Source organism: Pseudomonas sp. Sample_21 (assembly GCF_004307525.1).
Classification (GTDB): Bacteria; Pseudomonadota; Gammaproteobacteria; order Pseudomonadales; family Pseudomonadaceae; genus Aquipseudomonas; species Aquipseudomonas atacamensis.
On the sequence record NZ_RCNZ01000035.1, the window covers coordinates 118,367 to 141,437 of the forward strand.

Genomic DNA, 23,071 nt, shown 5'->3' on the forward strand with positions numbered 1-23,071 from the left:
CGCCCTTTTCATCTGCAAAGCGGCACCGTCTGTCGCCCTGCAAAGGGTTTATTTGAATGCTTGTCAGCGGTGTTCATCAAAGGTGCATGTACTGCAATTTTTGCTGCCATGCACCCAAGGATTTCAGCCATGTCCCATGAGCACCGCTACCTCGTCAGTTTCATCGTCGACAACCAGCCGCAAAGCCGCACGCTGATCCACGATGGCGAGACCCTTGATCCGGGTCTCGCTGAAACCCTGGTCAAGACCGCTTTCGCCGAATTGAAGACCGCTTCACTGAGCGACGTCCAGGTGCAGAAACGCACCAGGCCCGACGAAGGCGACAACGTCCCCGGCCACTATCAGCAGCCATGAGCCGATCCCGGGCCGCCACCATCCATCGATGCTGCGGAGGTTACGCGCCATGAAATCACTCGCCGCGATCTGCCTTGCGGTCTTGGCTATGAGCGTCCAGCCAGGCCATGCAGACACTATCGACGCCTTCATCGAAGAGGCGGCACAGCAAAGCCTGTTCCAGCACAACAGTTCGCGCATCGCCTTGGAAAAGGCAACCTTGCCCGAAGTCAAAGCGTTCGCCAGACAAATGATCTCCGACCATGAGCGTTTCGATAAACAAATCAGGCAGCTGGGGCAAAGCCAGCATATGGTGGTTCCCGCCGAACCCTCGGTGGCATCCAAAGCCAAGCAGCTACGCCTTGAATCAAGGGATGACTCGTTCGACCGCATTTACATCGACAGCCAGGCCGAAACCCTTGAGCAAAAGCTGATGCTGTTCAAGAAAGAAGCGATGTCATCACAAAATCCGCAGCTCAAGGCTTTCGCCCAATCCGCATTGCCGGACATCGAGAAACAGGCAAAAACTGCCCGCGACCTGCAGGAAAAACTCAAGCCCTCCGCTGGCGCACTGAAATCCGTCAACCCCTGACTAACGGGGAACAATCAAAGCTGTAATAGAACCACGGCCACCAGTACGGCAATTACTGCCGATACCGCCAGCACTTGAGTCGAAGTCAAGGCCAGCGCCGCGTCCTTTGAGCGGCCGATAAAGCGGCCACGGGTCTGATGCCGATCCGGCTGCGCTTCGAACAGGTTGTCCGGGTGCTCGTTGTCTTCAGGCTCATTGGTCTGCTGACCGGACCATGCACTTCGCGCCATCAAACGGTCGAGCAGACCGGGCATGACCGATTGGCCGACAACCGCTTTGATCGTCGACCACCCCAGCCACAACTCTCGCGGCGGGTGCTTTACCACACTGAAGATCGCCCGTGCTGCCACGTCGGGGTCGTGAATCGGTGGCACCGGTTGGGGACGCTTGGGCAATTTGTTGCGTGCCCAATCGAACTGCGGGGTATTGATCGCCGGCAATTGCACCATGCACACGCGAATATTGCGGCGCTCATGCAGCAACTCACAGCGCAATGAATCAGTAAAACCGCGCACAGCGAACTTCGCCCCGCAATAGGCGGCCTGCAACGGAATGGCGCGATAGGCCAGTGCCGAGCCGACCTGGATGATCAGGCCCTTGTTGCGCGGACGCATCAACGACAGCGCCGCCAAGGTGCCATGAACCGTACCGAGATAGGTCACCTGAGTGACGCGCTCGATCTCGGCGGCGGACAATTGTTCTATCGGCGAGAGCACCGTGACCATCGCCGCGTTGACCCACACCGCCAGCGGCCCAAGCGTGGCTTCCAGTTGCTGCGCGGCCTGCTGCACGGCGAGCGCATCGGCGACATCGACGCTAACCGCTTCGACCTGAACGCCATACGCTTGCAGCTCTTCTTGCGTGGCGGCCTGTCCCGCCGGATCACGCGCCAACAGGCCGATACGGTAGCCGCCAGCGGCAAACCGGTGGGCCACCGCGCGACCCACGCCAGCACTGGCGCCGCTTATCACCACCAAAGGTTGCTCCTGCATGAACCGTTCTCCCTGATGCTCAGTCGATCGGCCCGATGTTGATCATCAGGTCATCGCCCAGTCCTTGCACCTTGGCCAGTACGTCCACCGGCGTTTCGCTGGAAAAATGCACGACGTAGCCCATGCCGCTGCCGTCCTCTTCGATTGCACTGACCCACGACTCCACCTCGTCAGCATCCAGCCCCAGCGCCTGACCGAACTGGCGGTTGCGGTGATCGGAATCGGTTTCGTCCATCGGATAATCACTCATAGCAAACATCTCCTCGGGGATCGTCCCCTCACTGGTTGCTCAATGTGGTCTTAAGGATGGACGCCGAACGTTCACTGACAGTTCGTTTTTTCAGCCGAGCATCGAGCGCAGCTTGCGCAACAGATCCACCGGCGCGTAGGGCTTGGCGATCAATTCGAACTCATTGTCAGCCAGCTCATTGGGCGTCGACTCGTCCGCGCAGTAGCCGGTCGTCAGCAGGATCTTCATGGTCGGATAGCGCTGGGTGATTTCCCGCGCCAGTGCCAGCCCGTTCATCTCACCGGGCATGACCAGATCGGTGAAGACCAGCTCAAAGTCGCTACTCTGCAACATCGCCAGTGCCTCGCTCGCGTCTGCAGCGATGGTGGTCCGGTAACCCTGTTCGGACAGTACGAAGCGCGCCAGTTCAGCAACTTCGGCGCGATCCTCGACGATCAGGATGCGCTCCGTGCCCTTGAGATTTTCTGCGGTTTCAGCGGAGCCAGGTGCCGATAGCTGACTGTCATCCGCCGGGAAGAACAGGCGCACCGTGGTGCCGAGCCCCAGTGTCGATTCGATTTTGACCACACCGCCGGATTGCTTGACGAAGCCGTAAACCATCGACAAACCGAGGCCGGCACCGTTGCCCTCCTCCTTGGTGGTGAAAAACGGTTCCATGACCTTTTCGAGATCGTCAGCGGCAATGCCCACGCCGTTATCGGCGATTGCGATGCAGACGTAACGCCCCGCCGCCAGTCCGCCCTGGTGCGGATCGGTCGCGTCCGGGACAACGACGTTGCGCGTCTGCACGGTGATCACGGGCTGTTGCTGTTGCTGCTGCCCCAATGCATCGCGGGCATTGGACAGCAGATGATTCAGTGCCATCTCGGCCTGCGCCGGGTCGAGCCGGCAGTTCCACAAATCCTCGGCCAGTTCGAATCGCGGTTCCAGATCGGCGGATTCATGCGTCGGCAGCGCAGAGCGCTCAAGCAAGGCATTGAGATTGATCACCCGGCCTTCGAGCCGCTGTCGGCGGGAGAATGCCAGCAGATGCTGGGTCAGCAAACGTGCTTTTTCCGCCGCCGCGCGAGCGTGGCCGGCGCCGACCACGATGCGTTGCGGATCAATGCTCGGCCGCTTGGCGGTGTGCTGGATCAGCTCGATGTAGCCGATCATCACTTGCAACAGATTGTTGAAATCGTGAGCGATGCCACCGGTCAACTGGCCCAGCGCTTCCATGTTCTCGCTGTAGCGCAAACCGTCCTCGGCGTCGCGTCGGCGGCTGACGTCCATTTGCGAGGCGAAGAAATACACCAGTTGCCCGCGCTCGTTGAATAGTGGCGCGATGAACAGCTCGTTCCAGAACGACGAGCCATCCTTGCGATAGTTGAGTACCTCCACGCAGGTTTCGTGTTGATGTTTGAGCGCTTGCTTGACCTGTTGCAAGACGGAACGATCAGTCTGCTCGCCTTGCAGAAACCTGCAGTTGCGCCCGAGCACTTCTTCCAGCTCGTAGCCGCTGAGTTCAAGAAACGCATTGTTGGCAAAAATGATGGGATCGTCGGGCTGCGCTGGATCGGTGACAATCATGGCCATACGGCTGACCTGCACCGCCGCGAAAAACACATCTTTGCGTTCTTGCGAAAGGGTCGCCGCATCGGCGCGGTCGACGATCGGCCTGGATTTTCTGGGCAAGTTGACCTCCGCTAAGTGACTCCGTTTCGCTGTGACCATCATCAGCGAGCGAAGTGCCAAGGCCGCACACCGCAACGGCGGGTGTCCGATGAATTGTCCCGGTACTTCGATGGATCCGAATCGCCTCGCTGATTGTCGAAAGCTCACCGAGAACTGCACGCAAGATCTGAAATCCGATCCGCCAGGGAGAACCACCGTGGATTTGTTGTTTCTGGGCACGTCTGCCGGCGTGCCGACCCGCCAGCGCAACGTCAGCGCAACAGCATTGATCGCCTCTGCCGGCAAGGGCTGGTACCTGATCGATTGCGGTGAAGGCACTCAGCATCAGGTGCTGCGCACGCCGCTGTCACTGAGTGAATTGCGGGCGATTTTCATCACTCATGTGCACGCCGATCACTGCCTGGGCTTGCCGGGTCTGCTGGCGAGCACCGGCATGTCCGGACGCACGCGGCCGCTGGACATTATTCTGCCGGCGGCGCTGCAGCCATGGCTGAGAATGAGCCTCGAGGTGACGCAATCGCATCTGCCCTTCGAGATCAACCTGCACGCCGTGGAAACGCTTACCGAATGGCGCAACCTCAACGTCCAGGTGCAGACCGTCGAGTTGTCGCACCGTGTGCCGTGTCACGGTTATGTATTTACCGAGTCCGATCCGGAACCGCGTCTCGACGTGCAGCGACTCGACGCTGAAGGCATCGAACGCGGCCCGCTCTGGGGTCAGTTGGCCCATGGTCAGGACGTGGAGGTTGACGGGCGAATGCTGCACGCTCGCGACTATCTGCTGAGCGCGCGACCTGATCGGCGCATCATCGTCTGCGGCGACAACGATCGGCCGGCACTGCTGGCAGAAGTGGCGCAATCGGCGGACGTGCTGGTGCATGAAGCGACATTCGTGCAGGCAGCAATCGACCGCGCTCGAGCCAGTTACGGCCACAGTAGCGCCGCCGCTGTCGCCGGTTTCGCCGAATCCGCTGGGGTGCGCAACCTGGTGCTGACGCACTTTAGCGCGCGCTATCAGGCCAACCCGGCGCTGAGTCCATCCATCGAAGATGTGCGCAGTGAAGCGGCGGCGCTGTATGACGGCCACCTGATTCTGGCGCGGGATCTGCAACGCTATCACTTGGATCGGCTGGGTCATTTGCAACCGGTGGAGATCGAGCGCAAGCCGCTGCAGGTCGCACCGTAATTTGATAGCGCGTCCGCCCGTCTGGCAGGCGGACGCCGGTGGCAAGGGTTACTTCTTGGCTTCTTTGTCCGGATCCGCCGAGCGTTCCAGAAACGCGTCGGTCAGTTGCGGCAAATGCTTGAGCAGCCATTCAGCCATGGCCACTTCCTGCGGCAGAATCTGTTCGCAGGCCTTCTGCGTCTGCGTGTCCCCCGCCGCTTTCGCCGCTGCGATCAGCACGGTATAGCTGGCGACCTCCATGTTCTCGAAAACGTAGCCGGCCATGGCGCCCTTGATCACTTCATCGCTCATCAAGGAGCCGCCGACAGCCTGACCGAACGCCATCAATTTGCCGCCCAGGTCTTTCATCGTCGAGGATTCACCGCCCAGACGTTGCAGGCATTCGTCGATGAGTTTCTGCTGGCCGAGGGTTTCTTCGATGTGCTGATCGATGCGCGCCTTGAGCTGCGGGTAATGTTCCAGACGCTTGGATTGTGCCTTGAGCATTTGCTCGGCCTGTTGCTCCATGGCATGGGCATCACGCAGCCAGTCGAGCAGGTTTTCCTGTGGAGTAGCCATTGTCGAGTCCTCTTCTTGATGATTTCACAGTGATCAACCGGGGCGCGCCGCTCGATGTCCGGCGCGCCCCACGTGCCTTACAAACCAGGCTTGGCCTGCGCGCCGGAGCCCAGATCCGCACCGGTGACCGGCTCGCTGTTGGGGTCGGACATGGTGCGCATCTTCATGTTTTCCAGCAGCGCTTCGTCGGCGCTGTCCAGTTGCACGGTGGCCAAGCCATCGCCGCCGTCGACCGCTGGCGTCGGGGTTTCGACGAACTCCCAATCGTCGCCCTGATTCCACGGGCCGCGCATGCTTTCGGTGCCTTGCGACATGTTGAAGTAGACGTTGGTGAACTCAGGCATGCCGGGCAGCTTGCCTTGCGGGAAGTTTGGCTGAATCGAATGCAGGGCTTTTTCGAACGACAACTGGTGGGCGATCTCACGGGTCATCAGAAAGCCCAGAGCCTCTTTCACGCCGGGGTCATCGGTCACGTTCATCAAGCGCTCATAAACAATCTTCGCCCGTGCCTCAGCAGCGATGTTGGAACGCATGTCGGCGGTCGGCTCACCGATGGTATCGACGTACGCCGCCGTCCATGGCACACCGGCAGAGTTGGTCAGCGGCGAACCGGCACCGTAGAGCAGGCTGGTGATGTGCGAGTCATTGCCGTTGCCATTGAGCGAGCGATACAGCTCGCCCTCCTGCTCGACGCCTTCGGCCATCCGGCCTTTCGCGCCCTTGTTGAGCATGACGATGATCGAGCCAATGATTTCCAAATGGCTGAGTTCTTCAGTGGCGATATCCATCAGCAAGTCCTTGCGTCCCGGATCGTCCTCGGCCAGGGCTTGAGTGAAATAGCGCGAAGCCGCCGCCAGTTCACCTTGTGCGCCGCCAAACTGCTCGAGCAACAGATTGGCCAGCCCCGGATTGGGCTCGGCGACACGAACGGTGTATTGAAGTCGCTTGTTATGTAGAAACATGACAAATCTCCTCAGTCGGGTAAGCGTGGCAAGTTCTGGGTAAAAGTTTGCCTACCCTTTTGTGAAGCATTGTCGTTGCGGAAATTTCAAAAAATTTGCGGCGACAGGACAAATGGTTTGAACCGCGCGAACAAGCGAAACGGGGTTATACCGCTGGGGATATTCGCACTGGAATGACCGGAACTTATTGCCGGAATCGAGTCTCCAGCGCGCGATTCGATTTCCGGCGCCGCGATCACTAACGCAGCAAATGCACCACCAACCCAACCAACGCACAGCCCAGCAACACCTGAATCACTCCGCGCTTGAAGCGAAACAGGGCAATGGCCGCGGCAAGCGCAATCAACGCCGACGGCCAATCCAGGCTGCCGCTGAAGCCTTGCGGCCAGAGCACGTGGTAGCCGAAGAAACACGCCAGATTGAGAATCACCCCAACCACCGCAGCGGTGATCGCGGTCAGTGGGGCGGTGAATTTGAGTTCGTCGTGCGTCGACTCCACTAGCGGACCGCCGGCGAGGATGAACAGGAAGGAAGGCAGAAAGGTGAACCACGTCACCAGCGCGGCGGCGACCGCTCCGGCGAAAAACACCTGATCGGCGCCGAACACCTGCGACACATAAGCCCCGACAAAACCGACAAACGCCACCACCATGATCAGCGGCCCCGGTGTGGTTTCGCCCAGCGCCAAGCCGTCGATCATCTGCGTCGGGGTCAGCCAGCCGTAGTGACCGACCGCACCTTGATAGACATAGGGCAGCACCGCATAAGCTCCACCGAAGGTGAGCAGCGCTGCCTTGGTGAAGAACCAGCTCATCTGCGTCAGTGTGCCCTGCCAGCCGAATAGCGCGGTCAACACGCCCATCGGCAACGCCCACAGCGCGGCGCCAATCACGGCGAGCGTGGCCAGTTTCGTCCAGCTGAAACGGGCATGGGCCGGGGTTGGCGTGTCGTCGTCGATCAACGCCGCGCCGAAAGACTTCTTCGCTGCGCTATGCCCGCCGGCCCTGAATTTCTCCGGCGCCAGTCGACCGCCGAAATAGCCAATCACCGCCGCACCCAGCACGATCAACGGGAACGGCACATTGAACGCAAAAATCGCCGTAAACGACGCCGCCGCAATCGCCCACAGCCAATTGTTCTTCAGCGCCCGCGAACCGATGCGATGCGCCGCCTGCACGACGATGGCCGTCACCGCAGGCTTGATCCCGTAAAACAGCCCGGCGACCATCGGCACTTCACCGAAGGCGATATAGAGCCACGACAGGAAAATCAGGATGAACAGCGAAGGCAACACAAACAACGCCCCGGCCACAATCCCGCCCCAGCTCCGATGCATCAGCCAGCCAATGTAAGTCGCCAACTGCTGCGCCTCAGGCCCGGGCAGCAACATGCAATAGTTCAAGGCATGCAGAAAACGCCGCTCGGAAATCCAGCGCCGCCGCTCGACCAACTCCTGGTGCATGATCGAAATCTGCCCGGCCGGCCCGCCGAAACTGATGAAGCCCAGCTTCAACCAGAACCAGAACGCCTCGCGCAGACTCACGGCCTGCGGCCTAACGTCGTCATCACTCACCAACGGCTGAACTTCACTCATCGAGCTGTTCCTTTTATGCAGTCGGCAGGTTGTACCCGAAAAGCCTCACGAACGAAACGCCAGAAACGAAAAAACCCCCGTAATCATCAATGATTACGGGGGCTTCGTCTTGTTCAATAATGGCGGAGAGATAGGGATTCGAACCCTAGGTACCGGTGAAGGTACAACGGATTTCGAATCCGTCCCATTCGGCCACTCTGGCATCTCTCCAACGGCGCGCATCATAACAACACTTTCGTTGGTTGCGAACCCCCCAAACGAAATTTTTTCCGTGCTATCAGATGCTTGCGTCGATTAAAGCGGTACGCCCAGACGAGCGGCGACTTCTTCGTAGGCTTCGATGACGTCACCGAGGCCTTGGCGGAAGCGGTCCTTGTCCATCTTCTTCTTGGTGTCCTTGTCCCACAGACGGCAGCCGTCCGGGCTGAACTCGTCGCCGAGGACGATGGAGCCGTCGCTGAACACGCCGAATTCAAGCTTGAAATCGACCAGCAGCAGGCCGGCGTCGTCGAACAGTTTGCTCAGGACTTCGTTGACCTTGAGCGACAGTTCTTTCATGCGCGCCAGTTGCTCGGCGGTGCCCCAACCGAATGCCACGACGTGGGATTCGTTGATGAACGGGTCGCCCTTGGCGTCGTCCTTCAAGAACAGTTCGAAGGTGTACGGGTTGAGCTTCATGCCCTCCTCGACGCCCAGACGCTTGACCAGGCTGCCGGCGGCGTAGTTACGCACGACGCATTCGACCGGGATCATGTCGAGCTTCTTCACCAGGCATTCATTGTCGCCCAGCAGTTTGTCGAACTGGGTCGGCACGCCGGCCGCTTCGAGTTTTTGCATGATGAAGGCGTTGAACTTGTTGTTCACCATACCTTTGCGATCAAGCTGTTCGATGCGCTTGCCGTCGAACGCCGAAGTGTCGTTGCGAAACAGCAGGATCAAGCGGTCAGCGTCGTCGGTCTTGTAAACCGATTTGGCTTTGCCGCGGTAGAGTTCTTCACGTTTTTCCATGATGGGCTCCGCTTGCTAAGTAGGTGGGCTAGGCGATGTGGCGCCAGTCGAGCCCTGAATCTTGATCGGCCAGTTGCAGCCAGTCCGGGTCGCACCCGAGGGTGTCGACAAAACATTGCCGGGCCAGCTGCGGCAGGTTGTTCTTGCTGCTCAGATGGGCCAGCACCAGGTGTTGCAAACCCTGCCAGCCCAACTCGGCCACCAGGAATGCCGCCTGATGGTTGTTCAGATGTCCGCGTTCGCCGCCCACCCGTTGCTTGAGAAAGTACGGGTAGTGACCACGGGCCAGCATGTCGCGGCAATGGTTCGACTCGATCATTAATGCATCGAGGTCCCGATAGCCATCCAGCACCCGCTCGCAGAACGATCCCAGGTCGGTCAACAGGCCGAAGCGCCGCTGTTCCTGATCGCTGAAAACGTACTGGGTCGGCTCCTGCGCGTCATGGGCCACGGCAATGACCCCGACGTTCAGTGCGCCGATCTGCAGTTGCTCGCCGCCGGCCAGAAAGCCTGCCGGTTCAAGCGGTTTGCGCATCCCGCGCAACGTGCCACGACTGAGGTAGACCGGCAGATTGTAGCGCCGAGACAGTAAACCCACGCCATGCACGTGGTCGGCATGTTCGTGGGTCACGAGTATCGCGCTCAGTTGCGCCGGGTGAACACCCAGGCGCAACAGACGTCTTTCGGTTTCCCGCAGGGAAAAACCACAATCCACCAGCACGTACGTATCAGCACTGGCGATCAGCGTGCCGTTCCCTTGGCTACCGCTGCCGAGAACGGCAAAACGCATATCGGATCAGCCCAGGTTGTCCTGAATCACGCTCAACACTTTACGCGCGACATCGGCCGGCGCGACGGTGTTGATGTTCTTTTCGACGGTGACCTGGATGTTCTCTCCCACCTTGCTCAGGCGAACCTGATAGCGCTCGGCACGGGCTTCGACTTCTTCCTTGCTCGGCGCACTGCCGAACAGGCTGCTGAAGAAGCCAGGCTTGTCGTCTTTCTTCTCGGCTTTTTCGGCCAGGTTGATGTAGTACAGACCCAGGCTGCGGTTGATGTCTTCAACGCGCCATTCGCCCTGTTCCAGCGCACGGCCGACGCTCGACCAGGCGCGGTCCAGATCGGTACCGACGTTCAACACCGGGTTGCCGCTGCCGTCTTCGTTCAGGCTGACACGGCTCGGCGCATCGAAATCACGCGAGGCCAGCATCGACACCGAACCGCCCTTCTCGGAGGTGCGGCTCATGCTCGCGAGCATGTCGTCGACCAGCGCAGCGTCCAGGCCAGTGTTGACCGAACGGTTGGTGAAAGCCACGTCGGCCGTGCTGCCGGCAGGACGCTCGGCGCTGACCACGTAGATCTCACTGGTGTTGCGCTGCACACCCGGCTCGATGCGCACACGCACGCGGGTTTCGCTGTCGCTGGCGATACCGGCCGCACTCAGGCGCTTGGCCATCGACGCGGACAACTCGTCGGAGTGCTGCCAGGTGGTGGTGAACTCACCGGTCTGCGGACGCTGTTCATCCAGACGGAAACCGTTGTCCTGGAAGAACTGCAGCGCCACTGGCCAGACTTCGGCCGGCGGGTGCTGGGCCACGACCCAACGCGAATCACCGCTCTTCTGCAGCGAGTAATCCGTGGCATCGGCAACCGCCGAAAGCGGCTGAGGACGCGGCACGACGTATTCGCCCGTCGCGGTGTCATCGGCCACGTTGCGCGGGATCGGCAACAGCGGATCGAGACGTTTGGCAGTGCTCACATCCGGTGGCAATTGCATCGGTGCAGTCTGTTGCGCTTGCAGGTAATCGCTTCCACGGTCGCGGAAATAACCTTCCGGCCCCCAGACCCATCCGCAGCCACTGGTGCTGGAGATAATCAAGGCAAGTGCGGAAAGTCCGGCCATTCGCTTCATGCGTTGTACTTCCTCAATTAAACCAGGACGTTGCACTGGCGCAGGGCCGAGCGCAGCGTTTCATGACAAGGGGTGCTCAGCCAGGTCAGTGGCAGGCGGATGCCTTCGTGCATCAGGCCCATTTCGACCAAAGCCCACTTCACCGGAATCGGGTTGGCTTCGATGAACAGGTCCTTGTGCAGCGGCATCAGTTTTTCGTTGATTGCGCGTGCGGTATCGGCGTCGCCCTTGAGCGCGGCCTCGCACAGGTCAGCCATTTCGCGCGGGGCGACGTTGGCGGTGACCGAGATGTTGCCTTTGCCGCCCAGCAGGATCAGCTCGACAGCGGTCGGATCATCGCCGGACAGGACGATGAAATCCTTGCTCACGCCATCGATGATCGCTTTGGCGCGCTTGAGGTCGCCGGTGGCTTCCTTGATGCCGATGATGTTCGGCACGGTGGAAAGGCGAATCACCGTCTCGGCCTGCATGTCGCAGGAGGTGCGGCCGGGAACGTTGTAGAGAATCTGCGGAATGTCGACCGCTTCAGCGATGTGCTTGAAGTGCTGGTACAGGCCTTCCTGGGTCGGCTTGTTGTAATAAGGAACCACCAGCAGGCAGGCATCGGCGCCGGCGGCCTTGGCGTTGCGAGTCAGCTCGACGGCTTCGCGGGTCGAATTGGCGCCGGTGCCGGCGATGACCGGAATGCGCCCGGCAACCTGTTTGACCACGGCTTTGATGACGGCGATGTGCTCTTCTACATCAAGGGTGGCCGACTCGCCGGTTGTACCGACGGCGACGATGGCATGGGTGCCGTTCTTGAGGTGGAAGTCCACGAGTTTGCTGAGGCTGTCCCAGTCAAGACGCCCTTGTGCATCCATGGGAGTGACCAGTGCCACCATACTGCCCGCAATCATGAAACCGCTCCTGCCGGAAAAAGAGAGCGGTAATGGTACTGGCGCCAAGATGCTTGCACAAGCGAAGTACTGCGCCGCCGCCATTCCCCTTGGCGCCGCTTTTCGCTACCCTTCAGACTTTGATCGGTACAGATCAGCTTGTACGCCGGGTTTCAGCCTCTCCTTTCGGCCTCCCAGGCCCCGTTCCTGCGTCGCATCGACGCGCTCCCGCACAGCGGAGCGAGCCGCGAACGCTGGCCGGGGCTCTTTATACGGACCGCCAGAACAGGCACTCCCGGCCGCCAATGCCCGTCAACCTACCGACCGCTCATCGCTTTAGGAATGCTGCATGTCCACCCCCACAGTTCGCGAACAATTCCTTGTCATCAGTGCCCTCGGCGCCAACCCCATGGAGCTGACCAACGTCCTGTGCCGCGCCAGCCATGAAAACCGCTGCGCCGTCGTCACCTCTCGCCTGACCCGCCACGGCGAGTGCAGCGCCCTGGTGCTGGAAATTTCCGGCAGCTGGGACGCCCTCGCGCGCCTCGAAGGCAGCCTGCCATTGCTGGCCAAGCGTCACGCATTCACCGTCAACGTGGTGCGCAGCGCCGCTCTGGAAAATCGCCCGCAAGCGCTGCCTTACGTGGCTTACGTCAGCTCGGCGTATCGCCCGGACATCATCAATGAGCTGTGCCAGTTCTTCATGGACCACAACGTCGAGCTGGAAAACCTCACCTGCGACACCTATCAGGCGCCACAGACCGGCGGCACCATGCTCAACGCCACGTTCACCGTGACCCTGCCGGCCAACACCCAGATCAGCTGGCTGCGCGATCAGTTCCTCGATTTCGCCGACGCGATGAACCTGGATGCCCTGATCGAGCCTTGGCGCCCACAAAACCCAATGTAAGGAAGCTTTCATGGCCGTTGTCATCGACCAACCGGTTGCGGATTTCACCGCACCTGCGACCAGCGGGCAGACCGTCAGCCTGTCCGAACTCAAGGGCAAGCAAGTGGTGATCTACTTCTACCCGAAGGACAGCACCCCGGGCTGCACCACTCAGGGCCAGGGCTTTCGCGATCAATATGCGGCGTTCAAGGCTGCCAACACCGAAGTCTTCGGCATTTCCCGCGACAGTTTGAAGTCGCACGAAAACTTCAAAGGCAAACAGGAGTTCCCCTTCGAACTGATCAGTGACAAGGACGAAGCGGTTTGCCAGTTGTTCGACGTGATCAAGCTGAAAAAACTGTATGGCAAGGAATACCTAGGCGTTGATCGCAGTACTTTCCTGATTGATAAGGACGGTGTGCTGCGTCAGGAATGGCGTGGCGTGAAAGTGCCGGGGCATGTTGATGCCGTGCTGGCGGCGGCTGAGGCTCTGAATAAAGCCTGATGTTTTTGCTGCGTCTGTAAAGACGCCTTCGCGAGCAGGCTCGCTCCCACAATTGAAATCTAATCACCGTGGGAGCGAGCCTGCTTGCGAATAGCCTCTCTGTAAAATCCGGATCAACCGCTAAAGCAACGGCGCCACCACCGGCTCCTTGCGAGGCCACGCATCCAGCACAGCCTTGAACAGCGTCGCCAGCGGGATCGCGAAGAACACACCCCAGAATCCCCACAACCCACCAAACAACAGCACCGCGCAGATGATTGCCACCGGATGCAGATTCACTGCTTCCGAAAACAGCAACGGCACCAGCACGTTGCCGTCCAGCGTCTGAATGATTCCGTAGACCGCCATCAGGTAGATGAACTGATCGCTCCAGCCCCACTGGAACAGCGCAATCAGCAGCACCGGTACGGTCACCACTACCGCACCGACATACGGCACCACCACCGACAAACCGACCAGCAACGCCAGCAGCGCCGCGTAGTTCAGGCCCAGCGCGATGAAGGCGATGTAGGTCACGCCGCCGCAAATCACGATCTCGATGCCTTTGCCACGTATGTAATTGGCGATCTGCCGGTTCATTTCCTGGGCGACGCGGGTGATCAGCGCGCGCTCGCGAGGCAGATAGCCGCGCACCCACTCGCCGATCATCGCCCGATCCTTGAGGAAGAAGAACACCAGAATCGGCACCAGCACCAGGTAGATCATGATGTTCACCAGCAGTGGCAAACTCGACAATGAGAAAGTCAGAGCCCACTGACCGAACTTGCCAATCTCGCCCCGCGCCGCTTCGATCGCTTGCAGGACTTGCTCGTCAGACACCAGATGCGGATAGCGCTCGGGCAATAGAAGCAGCAGCGATTGCCACTTGGCGAGCATGCCCGGCAACTCGTTGAACAGGGTGATCAACTGATGCCACAGCAATGGCAGCACCACGACGATAAACAGCATCAGCGCGCCCATGAACAGCGCAAACACCAGCCCCACGGCCACCCCGCCGGGCACACGCAGCCGCTCGAGCGTCACTACCAGGCCCTGCATCAGATACGCCAGCACCATCCCGGCCAGAACCGGCGCAAGCATGCCGCCGAGGGTAAGCACGGCGGTGAAGGCGAGAAACAGCAGCACTGCCAGCACCACCGCTTCTTCATCGGAGAAGTAGCGCTGAATCCAGTCGCGTAACACTTTGAACATCAATAATCCCTTCGATTTTAGGCGCGGCGCTTCAGGCTTTTTTCAACCAGTAACGGTAGACGCCAGCCTCGTCTTCTTCGCGCAACAGCGCATGACCGGCGAGTTTGGCAAAGGTACGGAAGTCGCGTTGCGAGCCGGCATCGGTAGCGATCACCTTGAGCACAGCGCCACTTTGCAGTTTGTTGAGTTCCATTTTTGCCTTGAGCAACGGCAACGGACAGTTCAGGCCACTGGCGTCCAGTTCCACGTCATGGGCTACAGCGTCAGTCATTGCGTCACTCCGGTTCGGGTTGTCGAGCTGCCTAGAATATCTGGTCGCGGCTTCGGTGTCCGGCTACAGTAAGGTCTTTGTCCTCCAAGGCTTTGTGCATGACTTTTCTGCGCCCTACCCTGCTGACGCTCGCTTGCCTGCTCGCCTCACCAGGCTTTGCCGACGATCTGCCGTCACTCGGCGACGCCAGCTCTGCCATTGTCTCGCCGCAACAGGAATACCAGCTCGGCCGTGCCTGGCTGGCCATGCTGCGCAGTCAGGTTTCCCAGCTCAACGATCCGCAGCTCAAGGATTACGTCGAATCCAGCGTGTACAAGCTGGTGGAGACCAGCCAGGTCTCCGACCGCCGCCTGGAATTCATCCTGATCAACAGCCCACAACTCAACGCCTTCGCAGCGCCGGGCGGCGTGGTCGGGGTCAACGGCGGCCTGTTCCTCAACGCCCAGACCGAAGGTGAATACGCCTCGGTGCTCGCTCACGAACTGGCGCACTTGTCGCAACGTCACTTCGCTCGAGGCGTCGAAGCCTCACAAAGAATGCAGGTGCCGATGATGGCCGCGTTGCTGGCGGGTATCGTCATCGCGGCGGCAGGCGGCGGTGATGCCGGCATCGCCACCATCGCCGGCACCCAGGCTGCGGCGTTGCAGGAACAACGGCGCTTCTCGCGGCAGAACGAACAGGAAGCGGACCGCATCGGCATCCTCAACCTGGAAAAGGCCGGTTACGACCCGCGCTCGATGCCGACCATGTTCGAGCGCCTGATGCGCCAGTACCGTTTTGACGCCAAACCGCCGGAATTCCTCCTGACTCACCCGGTCACCGAATCGCGTATCGCCGACACTCGCAACCGCGCCGAGCAGGCGAAACCGGGCGGCATCGAAGACAGCATGCGCTACCAGTTGATTCGCGCGCGGGTGCAGTTGATCTACGAGGAAACCCCGGGGCTGGGCGCCAAGCGTTTCCGCGCCCTGCTTGATGAGAACCCGAAAAACGATGTGGCGCGTTACGGCCTCGCCATCGCGCAGATCAAGGGCGGCCAGCTCAACGAAGCGCGAGAGAACCTCAAGCAATTGTTGGCCAAGTCGCCGAACGAGATCATCTACAACCTCGCGCAGGTCGATCTGGACATCACCAACAATCGTCTGCCCGATGCGCAGTCACGGGTCGACCGCATGCTTACGCAGTTCCCGGGCAACTACCCGCTGAATCAGGTGCGCGTCGATCTGCTGTTGAAACAGAATCGCGCTGCCGATGCCGAGAAGGCACTCGACAGCCTGCTCAAGTCACGCCCGGATGATCCGGACGTCTGGTATCAGGTTGCTGAAACCCGCGGCTTGTCGGGCAACATCATCGGCCTGCATCAGGCGCGCGCCGAGTATTTTGCACTGGTCGGCGATTACCGCCAGGCCATTCAGCAGCTGGACTTCGCCAAGCGCAAGGCGGGCAACAACTTCCCGCTGTCCTCGCGCATCGATGCCCGCCAGCGCGAGTTGATGGAGCAGGAGCGCATGGTCAAGGACATGATGGGCTGAGTCTTTCCCGACAAAGACAAAAGCTGCAGACACAAAAAAACCGCCTCTTTCCGAGGCGGTTTCTTTTTACCTGCCTGCTGGCTTATTCAGCCAGTTTGAAGGTGATGAAGCTGGCACGGCCCTGACGCAGCACGCGCATCGACACCGAACGGTTCTTCGGCAACGCCTTGGCGATGTCGGTGAACTCCTTGGCCGAGCCGATGGCTTGATTGTTCAGGTGGGTGATCACGTCACCCGGTTGCAGACCGATCAGGGCCGCAGGACCGTCCTGCACTTCCTTGATCACCACACCACCTTTGAGGTCGTAGGTTTTCTTCTGCTCGTCGGTCAATTCACCGACCGCAACACCGAGGCGGTTGCTGCTGCTTTCAGCGCCGGATTTCGGCAGACCTGCCAGCTCCTTGTCCTCGTCCGGGATTGCGCCGACGGTCAGCTCGACGTTCTTGCGCTTGCCTTCACGAATCACTTCCAGATTGGCTTTGGCGCCAGCCTTCAGCGCGCCGACCAGATGCGGCAGATCGGCGGACATGACGATCGGCTGACCGTTCATGCTCAGGATCACGTCGCCAACCTGCAGGCCGCCCTTGGCCGCAGGGCCGTCATCCTGGATCTGCGCTACCAGCGCGCCAGCTGGCTTGTCCAGACCGAACGACTCGGCCAGATCCTTGTTCACTTCCTGAATGACCACGCCCAGCCAGCCGCGGCTGACTTTGCCACCGCTTTTGAGCTGATTGGAAACATCCATCGCCACGTCGATCGGAATGGCGAAAGACACGCCCATGAAGCCACCGGAGCGGGTGTAGATCTGCGAGTTGATGCCGACCACTTCACCGTTCAGGTTGAACAGCGGGCCACCGGAGTTGCCCGGGTTGATCGGCACGTCGGTCTGAATGAACGGCACATAGTTTTCGTTTGGCAGGCTACGACCGACGGCGCTGACGATGCCTTGGGTCACGGTGTGGTCAAAGCCGAATGGCGAACCGATCGCGACGACCCACTGGCCGGCCTTCAGGTCCTGGGACTTGCCGAGCTTGAGCACCGGCAGATCCTTGCCTTCGATTTTCAGCAACGCCACGTCAGAGCGTGGATCGGTGCCGACCAGCTTGGCTTTCATCTCACTGCGGTCAGCCAGACGGACGAGGATTTCGTCAGCATCGGCGATCACGTGGTTGTTGGTGAGGATGTAGCCATCCGGCGAAATGATGAAACCCGAACCCAGCGATTGCGCTTCACGCTGGCGGCCATCGCCACGTGGCGAGCGCTGCTGAGGCGGCATGCCGCGCTCGAAGAATTCGCGCAGCATCGGTGGCAGGCCTTCCAGATCCGGCATCTGCTGGTTGACCCGACGGTCCGGCAGTTTCTGCGTGGTACTGATGTTCACCACCGCTGGCGACGCTTGTTCGACCAATTGGGTGAAATCAGGCAGATCGGCCGCTTGCGCTGCAGGCACCGCCTGACCGAGCAACAGCACGGTGGCGAAGATGGAAAGGTAAGACTTCAAACTTGGTATCGACATACAGCTCCCGTTACGACGAGCAGGGTTAAGCGATATGGAGCAAAGGAACACCGGAAACCACAGACCGGCATTTTTGTTCCGGGAACAACAAACAAGGCCAGAGCCGTGAGGCTCTGACCTATAAAAAATTTTCAGGGCTTTTGCAAATGAAAATGCTCAGCAAACATTTCGACGTCTCGACGACGAAGTGGAAATGACTGAAATCAGCTCACTGCTTGCTGGTCGCAGCGCCATCGTTGTTACGCATCGATAGAGCGATTCGTTCGGCGGTGCCAATCGGGATTTCGCCGACCACCGTGACCATCATTTCGCCTTGCGGCGTGGTCAGGCGACGGGATACCGCGACGGTCGGGCCCAACTGAGTGCGGGTGTCAGTGACCGTTGCGCCATTCAACGGTTCAAGGAACACCGAGAAACGCGCCAGACCATCGTCATACATCAAGCTGCTGACTTGGGTCTTGGTTTGCGCATCCTTGTGCGAACTGCTGCTGGTCAGCTCAAAGCCTGGCGGGAGCCAGTCCGAACGCCAGTTTTGCACGGTTTTAGCTGCAGAAGCCTTGTCGCTTGCGATATTGATCGGCTTACAATCCGGGTCCGCCAACAAGTCCTTGTCCGACGGGATTTCATCCGTGTCGAGGCTGGTGAACTGGAAACGCTCGAGCAACTGCCCTTTGTCGTTCAACAGTAACGACTTGAGCGGCAGCCCGGTTTTCTTGTCCAGATGCAGCTCGAAGCCGTAACGGTGCTGATCACGAGGGGTCAGCGACACGATCACTGCATCACGACCGGCCACGCGCGACTTGCCAATGACGGCAAGGTCATACCAATTCTTCAGCTTTTTGGGGTCCAGCGCACGGGCGGCAGCGTTGGGTGAATCACCCAATCCCGCAATCAGGGTGCCGCTGACGCATTGAGTACGTCCATCAATGCGCACGACTTCCTGAGCCGAACCGTCGAGCTGCAATAACCGCTCGCGGACCTGGCCATTCTGGACGCGATGCCAGATGTTGTGCGTGGAAAAACTGCCGTTGCGCTCGTAAACGAAAGTACCGTGAAAGCTTTGCTGCTGCTCGGCCTGGCCCAGACGGGTCAACCAGTCCTGGGCCTCGTCAGCGTGGGCTGGAACTATGAACCAGCCACTGAGCAGAAGCGAAAGTAGAGGGATGGCGCGCATGATCCTCCTTAACGGTTTTCCAGGCTTGCGGCACGTGCGTATGGCAGCGCGCTTTCAGTTCCTTTGAGTGCAGCCTGCTGAGCATGCTGACGCAGGTAGCCTGGCAGACGCTGATCATGCCAGCCTGGCTGACCTTGCAGAACGCCGTTGGCCATAGGGCCAGTCGCTTCCGAGCTTTCGCTATAACCAGCCAGAACTGCCGGACCCTTGACCTGTGGAGTAGCCAGAGTAGGCTGATTCGACTGCTGCGCCAGCTCAACACCAGCGATTTCGTCCTGGTTGTACAGGCGAACACCGGCCAGAACGGCCACGGTTACCGAAGCGGCAACAGCGAGGCGACCCAGGTTACGCCATGGGCTGCGGGATACTTTGGCCGGAGCCGTTTCGTCTTCCAGCGCAGCGGACACTGCCGCAGCGATATCCAGACGCGGAAGCAGCAGATCCTTGTGCATGGCTGCCCGAGCGATCTGGTAACGAGCCCAGGTCTCACGGGTATCAACATCATCCAGTGCGCTGAGCACTCGACGCAATTCCAGTTCGTCCGCTTCGTTATCCATCACTGCGGACAGCGATTCCTGCAGGGCTTCACGACTCATGGCGTTCCTCTCTTGGCTGTCGCCGCTGTCTCAGTTTTCCTGCAACAACGGTTGCAGGGCTTTGTCGATGGCCTCCCGAGCGCGGAAAATCCGGGAGCGCACGGTACCCACCGGACACTGCATGACGCTCGCAATGTCCTCGTAACTCAGACCATCGAATTCACGTAAAGTTAAAGCCGTACGCAAATCCTCTGGCAGTTGCTGGATGGTCCGATGGACAGTGCCTTCGATCTCATCCCGCAGCAATGCACGTTCTGGTGATTCGAGATCCTTGAGGCCGTGATCGCCATCGTAGAACTCTGCATCCTCCGAACTTACATCGCTATCCGGCGGCCGACGGCCGCGGGAAACCAGGTAGTTCTTTGCCGTGTTAATGGCAATACGGTACAGCCACGTATAAAACGCACTGTCACCGCGGAAATTTCCAAGTGCCCGATACGCCTTGATAAAGGCTTCCTGAGCAACGTCCTGGGCTTCATGGGTGTCGTGCACAAAACGCACGATCAACCCGAGAATTTTGTGCTGATATTTCAGCACCAGCAGATCGAAAGCTCGCTTGTCGCCACGCTGTACGCGTTCGACCAGCTGCTGATCCTCTTCCTGGGTTAGCATGAACACTCCTCGATAAGCCCGGAGGAGACTTGCATTACTAAACGACCAGACTTGCAAACATAGACTCGGGCTTTTCGCAAAAGTTCTCCCCCTCCAAGCAAGTTTCCTGCGGGCTCTGATTTGGCACGCACGAAAAACGCAGCGCGGGATAAACCGGCTGCGCGAATAATCTTGTTATCGGTTTCGCCGGCAGGAATCCAAACGCAGATTCCGCACTGAAGCCGACACTGTCCCTGGTTTCTGGCACCGTCTATTGATCTTGGGCCTTTGGCAAAAGTTCCAATTATTTATAGCCGTACCCACCTGACATTGCGCAACCCTGCTCGGAAAAGACTGTTTCAGCGCCGATACAGGTGTCATTTTTCAAAACCGATGAAAAAAACTTCCGACGAAGCACAGCGCTTTTTACTGCGCAGTAGTCTCACAATGCCATCTGGGCCCGGCTATTGTGCCGCCCAACCCCTCTATATACTAGTGGGCTGTGTGGCTGTCTTGACTCGCCGATCCAGCTGTCTTGCGCCAACCCCGACCCGGGTCGCTTTGAGCGGAATCCTGAAATGAGCCAACAGTTCCAACACGATGTTCTGGTGATTGGCAGCGGTGCTGCCGGTTTAACTCTCGCTTTGACCTTGCCCGGTCATCTGCGCATTGCCGTATTGAGCAAAGGCGATCTCGCCAACGGTTCGACCTTCTGGGCCCAAGGCGGCGTCGCTGCGGTGCTCGACGATACCGACACTGTCGAATCCCATGTCGACGACACCCTAAATGCGGGCGGCGGCTTGTGCCATGAAGACGCCGTACGCTTCACCGTCGAGCACAGCCGCGAAGCCATTCAATGGCTGATTGACCAGGGCGTGCCGTTCACCCGCGACGAACAGTCCGGCACTGAAGACGGTGGTTTCGAATTTCACCTGACCCGCGAAGGTGGCCACAGCCATCGACGGATTATCCATGCTGCCGACGCCACCGGCGCTGCGATCTTCAAGACCTTGCTGGCCCAGGCCAAAGAGCGCGATAACATCGAATTGCTGGAACAGCGCGTCGCCGTCGATTTGATCACCGAACGCCGCTTGGGCATGGAAGGCGATCGTTGCCTGGGCGCTTACGTGCTGAACCGCGCCACCGGCGAAGTCGACACCTACGGCGCACGCTTCGTGATTCTGGCTTCAGGCGGCGCAGCCAAGGTCTACCTTTATACCAGCAACCCCGACGGCGCCTGCGGTGACGGCATCGCCATGGCTTGGCGCTCCGGCTGCCGCGTAGCCAATCTGGAATTCAACCAGTTCCACCCGACCTGCCTGTATCACCCGCAAGCCAAGAGTTTCCTGATCACTGAAGCGTTGCGTGGCGAAGGCGCGCATTTGAAGCTGCCCAACGGCGAGCGCTTCATGTATCGCTTCGATAAACGTGCCGAGCTGGCGCCTCGTGACATTGTCGCGCGGGCCATCGACCATGAAATGAAGCGTCTGGGTGTCGACTGCGTATATCTCGACATCAGCCACAAGCCTGAATCGTTCGTCAAAAGCCACTTCCCGACTGTTTATGAGCGCTGCCTGGGCTTCGGCATCGACATCACCAAACAACCGATCCCGGTGGTCCCCGCCGCGCACTACACCTGTGGCGGGGTGATGGTTGATCAGCACGGTCGCACCGATGTACCCGGCCTCTACGCCATCGGCGAAACCAGCTTCACCGGCCTGCACGGCGCCAATCGCATGGCCAGCAACTCACTTCTGGAATGCTTCGTTTATGCCCGTTCGGCAGCGGCGGACATTCTTGCGCAACTCGATGACGTCGCGGCACCAAGCGCCCTGCCCGTCTGGGACGCCAGTCAGGTGACCGACTCGGATGAAGACGTGATCATCGCGCACAACTGGGACGAATTGCGCCGATTCATGTGGGACTACGTCGGCATCGTGCGCACCAACAAACGCCTGCAACGGGCGCAGCACCGGGTGCGTCTGCTGCTGGATGAGATCGATGAGTTTTACAGCAACTATAAAGTCAGCCGTGACCTGATCGAGTTGCGCAACCTGGCACAGGTTGCCGAATTGATGATCAGCTCAGCCATGGAACGCAAGGAAAGTCGCGGGCTGCATTACACCCTCGACTATCCGGATATGCTGCCCGAAGCGCTCGACACTATTCTGGTGCCGCCCACCTACGCCGGCTGAACTTGAGCCGCACTCGCAGGCGTCGGTGCAGATCCGCCGCTTGCGAGTCACGTGGCACGCAGATTGACCTGACCCGCCACTCTCCGCGCAGGCGAAAGCGCAGCACTACGATCAATGGCAGCGCCAGACTGTCCGGTCGTAACTGCGCAGCCTGCCAGCCATCAGCCTGATTCCACACCTGCCAGCCATCGCCGTCGCGCCGCAACCCGCAAAATGCTTTCGGATGACTCAGCAGAATCTGCCGTGGCAGCATCCAAAAACCGTGCAGCGCACAGGCGCAAGCGCCGAGCAGACTGGCCCAGAGCGGAATCGACAGCAGACACAGCGAACCCATGGCGAACGCCTGGGCCAGCAGATACGCCGCCAGCAACTGCCGTGAGGCATGCCAGCGGCATTCGAACGTATTACTTGGGCTGGACACGATCCAGAATCATCCGGACCATGCGTTGCAGCTCCGGATCTTCCGACTCGCTGCGCTCCATGAACCAGCCGAACATGTCCTGATCCTCACAGGTCAGCAAACGCACGTACAGATCGCGATCCACTTGATTCAACGTCGCGTAAACCTCCTGCACGAACGGCACCAGCAGCACGTCAAGCTCAAGCATGCCGCGACGGCTGTGCCAAAAGAGGCGATTCAGTTCAACTTGTTCGACCATGGAGCCCTCCTCGAAT

General features: G+C 59.6%; 25 protein-coding genes and 1 tRNA gene. 7 read left to right on the plus strand and 19 right to left on the minus strand.

The genetic code is table 11. The features are described from left to right. Window positions 1-129 precede the first annotated feature (129 nt). Window positions 130-354 carry a hypothetical protein gene (locus tag D8U71_RS04255; protein ID WP_071174681.1) on the plus strand — a complete coding sequence of 75 codons (225 nt, stop codon included), beginning with the start codon at window positions 130-132 and terminating at the stop codon, window positions 352-354. Between the two features lie 49 nt (window positions 355-403). Beyond that, the gene (locus D8U71_RS04260) at window positions 404-925 is read left to right on the plus strand and encodes a DUF4142 domain-containing protein (RefSeq protein ID WP_177433318.1); all 522 of its coding nucleotides are present in this window, start codon (window positions 404-406) and stop codon (window positions 923-925) included. Window positions 926-939: 14 nt separating this feature from the next. Here the strand turns inward: D8U71_RS04260 and D8U71_RS04265 are convergent, their stop codons facing one another. The 3 genes from D8U71_RS04265 to D8U71_RS04275 form a co-directional block, all read right to left on the minus strand. Further along, window positions 940-1,917 carry an SDR family oxidoreductase gene (locus tag D8U71_RS04265; RefSeq protein ID WP_130887222.1) on the minus strand — a complete coding sequence of 326 codons (978 nt, stop codon included), beginning with the start codon at window positions 1,915-1,917 and terminating at the stop codon, window positions 940-942. 19 nt (window positions 1,918-1,936) lie between these two features. Then, the gene (locus D8U71_RS04270; protein WP_071174678.1) at window positions 1,937-2,167 is read right to left on the minus strand and encodes a hypothetical protein; all 231 of its coding nucleotides are present in this window, start codon (window positions 2,165-2,167) and stop codon (window positions 1,937-1,939) included. Window positions 2,168-2,257: 90 nt separating this feature from the next. Next, on the minus strand, window positions 2,258-3,841 hold the full coding sequence (locus D8U71_RS04275) for a histidine kinase famiy protein (protein WP_232245398.1): 1,584 nt from the start codon (window positions 3,839-3,841) through the stop codon (window positions 2,258-2,260). Between the two features lie 196 nt (window positions 3,842-4,037). Here D8U71_RS04275 and D8U71_RS04280 point away from each other — a divergent pair, with 196 nt between their 5' ends. Continuing rightward, window positions 4,038-5,027 (plus strand): ribonuclease Z, encoded by a 990-nt coding sequence (locus tag D8U71_RS04280; protein ID WP_122700043.1) that lies wholly within the window; start codon window positions 4,038-4,040, stop codon window positions 5,025-5,027. A 48-nt stretch (window positions 5,028-5,075) separates the two neighbouring features. On the opposite strand, the gene D8U71_RS04285 is transcribed toward D8U71_RS04280, so the two are convergent. From D8U71_RS04285 to dapA, 8 genes are all read right to left on the minus strand, one after another. Continuing rightward, a complete protein-coding gene (locus D8U71_RS04285) occupies window positions 5,076-5,585 on the minus strand; it encodes a DUF892 family protein (protein WP_024012005.1) in 510 nt (169 codons plus the stop codon). Window positions 5,586-5,662: 77 nt separating this feature from the next. Further along, on the minus strand, window positions 5,663-6,547 hold the full coding sequence (locus D8U71_RS04290) for a manganese catalase family protein (RefSeq protein WP_125925300.1): 885 nt from the start codon (window positions 6,545-6,547) through the stop codon (window positions 5,663-5,665). Between the two features lie 238 nt (window positions 6,548-6,785). After that, the gene (gene chrA, locus D8U71_RS04295; RefSeq protein ID WP_130887223.1) at window positions 6,786-8,141 is read right to left on the minus strand and encodes a chromate efflux transporter; all 1,356 of its coding nucleotides are present in this window, start codon (window positions 8,139-8,141) and stop codon (window positions 6,786-6,788) included. Between the two features lie 120 nt (window positions 8,142-8,261). Then, window positions 8,262-8,351, minus strand: a tRNA-Ser gene (locus D8U71_RS04300). Window positions 8,352-8,435: 84 nt separating this feature from the next. Then, the gene (purC, locus tag D8U71_RS04305) at window positions 8,436-9,149 is read right to left on the minus strand and encodes a phosphoribosylaminoimidazolesuccinocarboxamide synthase (RefSeq protein ID WP_016771262.1); all 714 of its coding nucleotides are present in this window, start codon (window positions 9,147-9,149) and stop codon (window positions 8,436-8,438) included. A gap of 28 nt (window positions 9,150-9,177) precedes the next feature. Further along, complete coding sequence (locus D8U71_RS04310; RefSeq protein ID WP_024012002.1) at window positions 9,178-9,939, minus strand: MBL fold metallo-hydrolase; 762 nt, start codon at window positions 9,937-9,939, stop codon at window positions 9,178-9,180. 6 nt (window positions 9,940-9,945) lie between these two features. Next, window positions 9,946-11,061, minus strand: coding sequence for an outer membrane protein assembly factor BamC (gene bamC, locus D8U71_RS04315; RefSeq protein WP_016771264.1), 1,116 nt, complete (start codon window positions 11,059-11,061; stop codon window positions 9,946-9,948). A 17-nt stretch (window positions 11,062-11,078) separates the two neighbouring features. Next, a complete protein-coding gene (gene dapA / locus D8U71_RS04320; RefSeq protein WP_016771265.1) occupies window positions 11,079-11,957 on the minus strand; it encodes a 4-hydroxy-tetrahydrodipicolinate synthase in 879 nt (292 codons plus the stop codon). A 328-nt stretch (window positions 11,958-12,285) separates the two neighbouring features. On the opposite strand from dapA, the gene D8U71_RS04330 reads away from it, so the two are divergent. Both D8U71_RS04330 and D8U71_RS04335 read left to right on the plus strand, forming a co-directional pair. Further along, the gene (locus D8U71_RS04330; RefSeq protein ID WP_071174673.1) at window positions 12,286-12,846 is read left to right on the plus strand and encodes a glycine cleavage system protein R; all 561 of its coding nucleotides are present in this window, start codon (window positions 12,286-12,288) and stop codon (window positions 12,844-12,846) included. A 10-nt stretch (window positions 12,847-12,856) separates the two neighbouring features. Then, on the plus strand, window positions 12,857-13,330 hold the full coding sequence (locus D8U71_RS04335) for a peroxiredoxin (protein ID WP_041478861.1): 474 nt from the start codon (window positions 12,857-12,859) through the stop codon (window positions 13,328-13,330). A 120-nt stretch (window positions 13,331-13,450) separates the two neighbouring features. Here D8U71_RS04335 and D8U71_RS04340 read toward each other — a convergent pair whose 3' ends face one another. Beyond that, the gene (locus tag D8U71_RS04340) at window positions 13,451-14,521 is read right to left on the minus strand and encodes an AI-2E family transporter (RefSeq protein ID WP_016771268.1); all 1,071 of its coding nucleotides are present in this window, start codon (window positions 14,519-14,521) and stop codon (window positions 13,451-13,453) included. Window positions 14,522-14,552: 31 nt separating this feature from the next. After that, window positions 14,553-14,792, minus strand: coding sequence for a sulfurtransferase TusA family protein (locus D8U71_RS04345; RefSeq protein ID WP_016771269.1), 240 nt, complete (start codon window positions 14,790-14,792; stop codon window positions 14,553-14,555). Between the two features lie 98 nt (window positions 14,793-14,890). Here D8U71_RS04345 and D8U71_RS04350 point away from each other — a divergent pair, with 98 nt between their 5' ends. Then, window positions 14,891-16,324 carry a M48 family metalloprotease gene (locus D8U71_RS04350; protein ID WP_024011999.1) on the plus strand — a complete coding sequence of 478 codons (1,434 nt, stop codon included), beginning with the start codon at window positions 14,891-14,893 and terminating at the stop codon, window positions 16,322-16,324. Window positions 16,325-16,406: 82 nt separating this feature from the next. On the opposite strand, the gene D8U71_RS04355 is transcribed toward D8U71_RS04350, so the two are convergent. The 4 genes from D8U71_RS04355 to rpoE all read right to left on the minus strand — a co-directional run bounded on the left by D8U71_RS04355 (window position 16,407) and on the right by rpoE (window position 20,222). Continuing rightward, on the minus strand, window positions 16,407-17,840 hold the full coding sequence (locus D8U71_RS04355; RefSeq protein ID WP_130887224.1) for a DegQ family serine endoprotease: 1,434 nt from the start codon (window positions 17,838-17,840) through the stop codon (window positions 16,407-16,409). A 208-nt stretch (window positions 17,841-18,048) separates the two neighbouring features. Further along, window positions 18,049-19,014, minus strand: coding sequence for a MucB/RseB C-terminal domain-containing protein (locus tag D8U71_RS04360; protein WP_016771272.1), 966 nt, complete (start codon window positions 19,012-19,014; stop codon window positions 18,049-18,051). An 8-nt stretch (window positions 19,015-19,022) separates the two neighbouring features. Then, entirely contained in the window at window positions 19,023-19,610 is a 588-nt protein-coding gene (locus D8U71_RS04365) for an RseA family anti-sigma factor (protein WP_008077804.1), read from the minus strand. A gap of 30 nt (window positions 19,611-19,640) precedes the next feature. Beyond that, on the minus strand, window positions 19,641-20,222 hold the full coding sequence (rpoE, locus tag D8U71_RS04370; protein WP_003172477.1) for an RNA polymerase sigma factor RpoE: 582 nt from the start codon (window positions 20,220-20,222) through the stop codon (window positions 19,641-19,643). A 557-nt stretch (window positions 20,223-20,779) separates the two neighbouring features. Here rpoE and nadB point away from each other — a divergent pair. Then, on the plus strand, window positions 20,780-22,396 hold the full coding sequence (gene nadB, locus D8U71_RS04375) for an L-aspartate oxidase (protein ID WP_125925295.1): 1,617 nt from the start codon (window positions 20,780-20,782) through the stop codon (window positions 22,394-22,396). Here the strand turns inward: nadB and D8U71_RS04380 are convergent. Beyond that, window positions 22,365-22,817, minus strand: coding sequence for a protein YgfX (locus tag D8U71_RS04380; RefSeq protein ID WP_125925294.1), 453 nt, complete (start codon window positions 22,815-22,817; stop codon window positions 22,365-22,367). The genes nadB and D8U71_RS04380 overlap by 32 nt on opposite strands. Then, entirely contained in the window at window positions 22,801-23,055 is a 255-nt protein-coding gene (locus tag D8U71_RS04385) for a succinate dehydrogenase assembly factor 2 (RefSeq protein WP_007911418.1), read from the minus strand. Before D8U71_RS04385 ends, D8U71_RS04380 begins: the two co-directional genes overlap by 17 nt. Window positions 23,056-23,071: the final 16 nt, after the last annotated feature.

What these genes read in the sequence shown, in the direction of transcription:
- D8U71_RS04365 (WP_008077804.1), bottom strand. Translation starts at nt 19,610, where the DNA reads ATGAGTCGTGAAGCCCTGCAGGAATCGCTGTCCGCAGTGATGGATAAC.
- rpoE (WP_003172477.1), bottom strand. Translation starts at nt 20,222, where the DNA reads ATGCTAACCCAGGAAGAGGATCAGCAGCTGGTCGAACGCGTACAGCGT.
- bamC (WP_016771264.1), bottom strand. Translation starts at nt 11,061, where the DNA reads ATGAAGCGAATGGCCGGACTTTCCGCACTTGCCTTGATTATCTCCAGC.
- D8U71_RS04360 (WP_016771272.1), bottom strand. Translation starts at nt 19,014, where the DNA reads ATGCGCGCCATCCCTCTACTTTCGCTTCTGCTCAGTGGCTGGTTCATA.
- D8U71_RS04285 (WP_024012005.1), bottom strand. Translation starts at nt 5,585, where the DNA reads ATGGCTACTCCACAGGAAAACCTGCTCGACTGGCTGCGTGATGCCCAT.
- chrA (WP_130887223.1), bottom strand. Translation starts at nt 8,141, where the DNA reads ATGAGTGAAGTTCAGCCGTTGGTGAGTGATGACGACGTTAGGCCGCAG.
- D8U71_RS04255 (WP_071174681.1), top strand. Translation starts at nt 130, where the DNA reads ATGTCCCATGAGCACCGCTACCTCGTCAGTTTCATCGTCGACAACCAG.
- D8U71_RS04385 (WP_007911418.1), bottom strand. Translation starts at nt 23,055, where the DNA reads ATGGTCGAACAAGTTGAACTGAATCGCCTCTTTTGGCACAGCCGTCGC.
- D8U71_RS04340 (WP_016771268.1), bottom strand. Translation starts at nt 14,521, where the DNA reads ATGTTCAAAGTGTTACGCGACTGGATTCAGCGCTACTTCTCCGATGAA.
- D8U71_RS04355 (WP_130887224.1), bottom strand. Translation starts at nt 17,840, where the DNA reads ATGTCGATACCAAGTTTGAAGTCTTACCTTTCCATCTTCGCCACCGTG.
- purC (WP_016771262.1), bottom strand. Translation starts at nt 9,149, where the DNA reads ATGGAAAAACGTGAAGAACTCTACCGCGGCAAAGCCAAATCGGTTTAC.
- D8U71_RS04330 (WP_071174673.1), top strand. Translation starts at nt 12,286, where the DNA reads ATGTCCACCCCCACAGTTCGCGAACAATTCCTTGTCATCAGTGCCCTC.
- D8U71_RS04260 (WP_177433318.1), top strand. Translation starts at nt 404, where the DNA reads ATGAAATCACTCGCCGCGATCTGCCTTGCGGTCTTGGCTATGAGCGTC.
- D8U71_RS04310 (WP_024012002.1), bottom strand. Translation starts at nt 9,939, where the DNA reads ATGCGTTTTGCCGTTCTCGGCAGCGGTAGCCAAGGGAACGGCACGCTG.
- D8U71_RS04270 (WP_071174678.1), bottom strand. Translation starts at nt 2,167, where the DNA reads ATGAGTGATTATCCGATGGACGAAACCGATTCCGATCACCGCAACCGC.
- D8U71_RS04335 (WP_041478861.1), top strand. Translation starts at nt 12,857, where the DNA reads ATGGCCGTTGTCATCGACCAACCGGTTGCGGATTTCACCGCACCTGCG.
- D8U71_RS04350 (WP_024011999.1), top strand. Translation starts at nt 14,891, where the DNA reads ATGACTTTTCTGCGCCCTACCCTGCTGACGCTCGCTTGCCTGCTCGCC.
- D8U71_RS04265 (WP_130887222.1), bottom strand. Translation starts at nt 1,917, where the DNA reads ATGCAGGAGCAACCTTTGGTGGTGATAAGCGGCGCCAGTGCTGGCGTG.
- nadB (WP_125925295.1), top strand. Translation starts at nt 20,780, where the DNA reads ATGAGCCAACAGTTCCAACACGATGTTCTGGTGATTGGCAGCGGTGCT.
- D8U71_RS04345 (WP_016771269.1), bottom strand. Translation starts at nt 14,792, where the DNA reads ATGACTGACGCTGTAGCCCATGACGTGGAACTGGACGCCAGTGGCCTG.
- dapA (WP_016771265.1), bottom strand. Translation starts at nt 11,957, where the DNA reads ATGATTGCGGGCAGTATGGTGGCACTGGTCACTCCCATGGATGCACAA.
- D8U71_RS04290 (WP_125925300.1), bottom strand. Translation starts at nt 6,547, where the DNA reads ATGTTTCTACATAACAAGCGACTTCAATACACCGTTCGTGTCGCCGAG.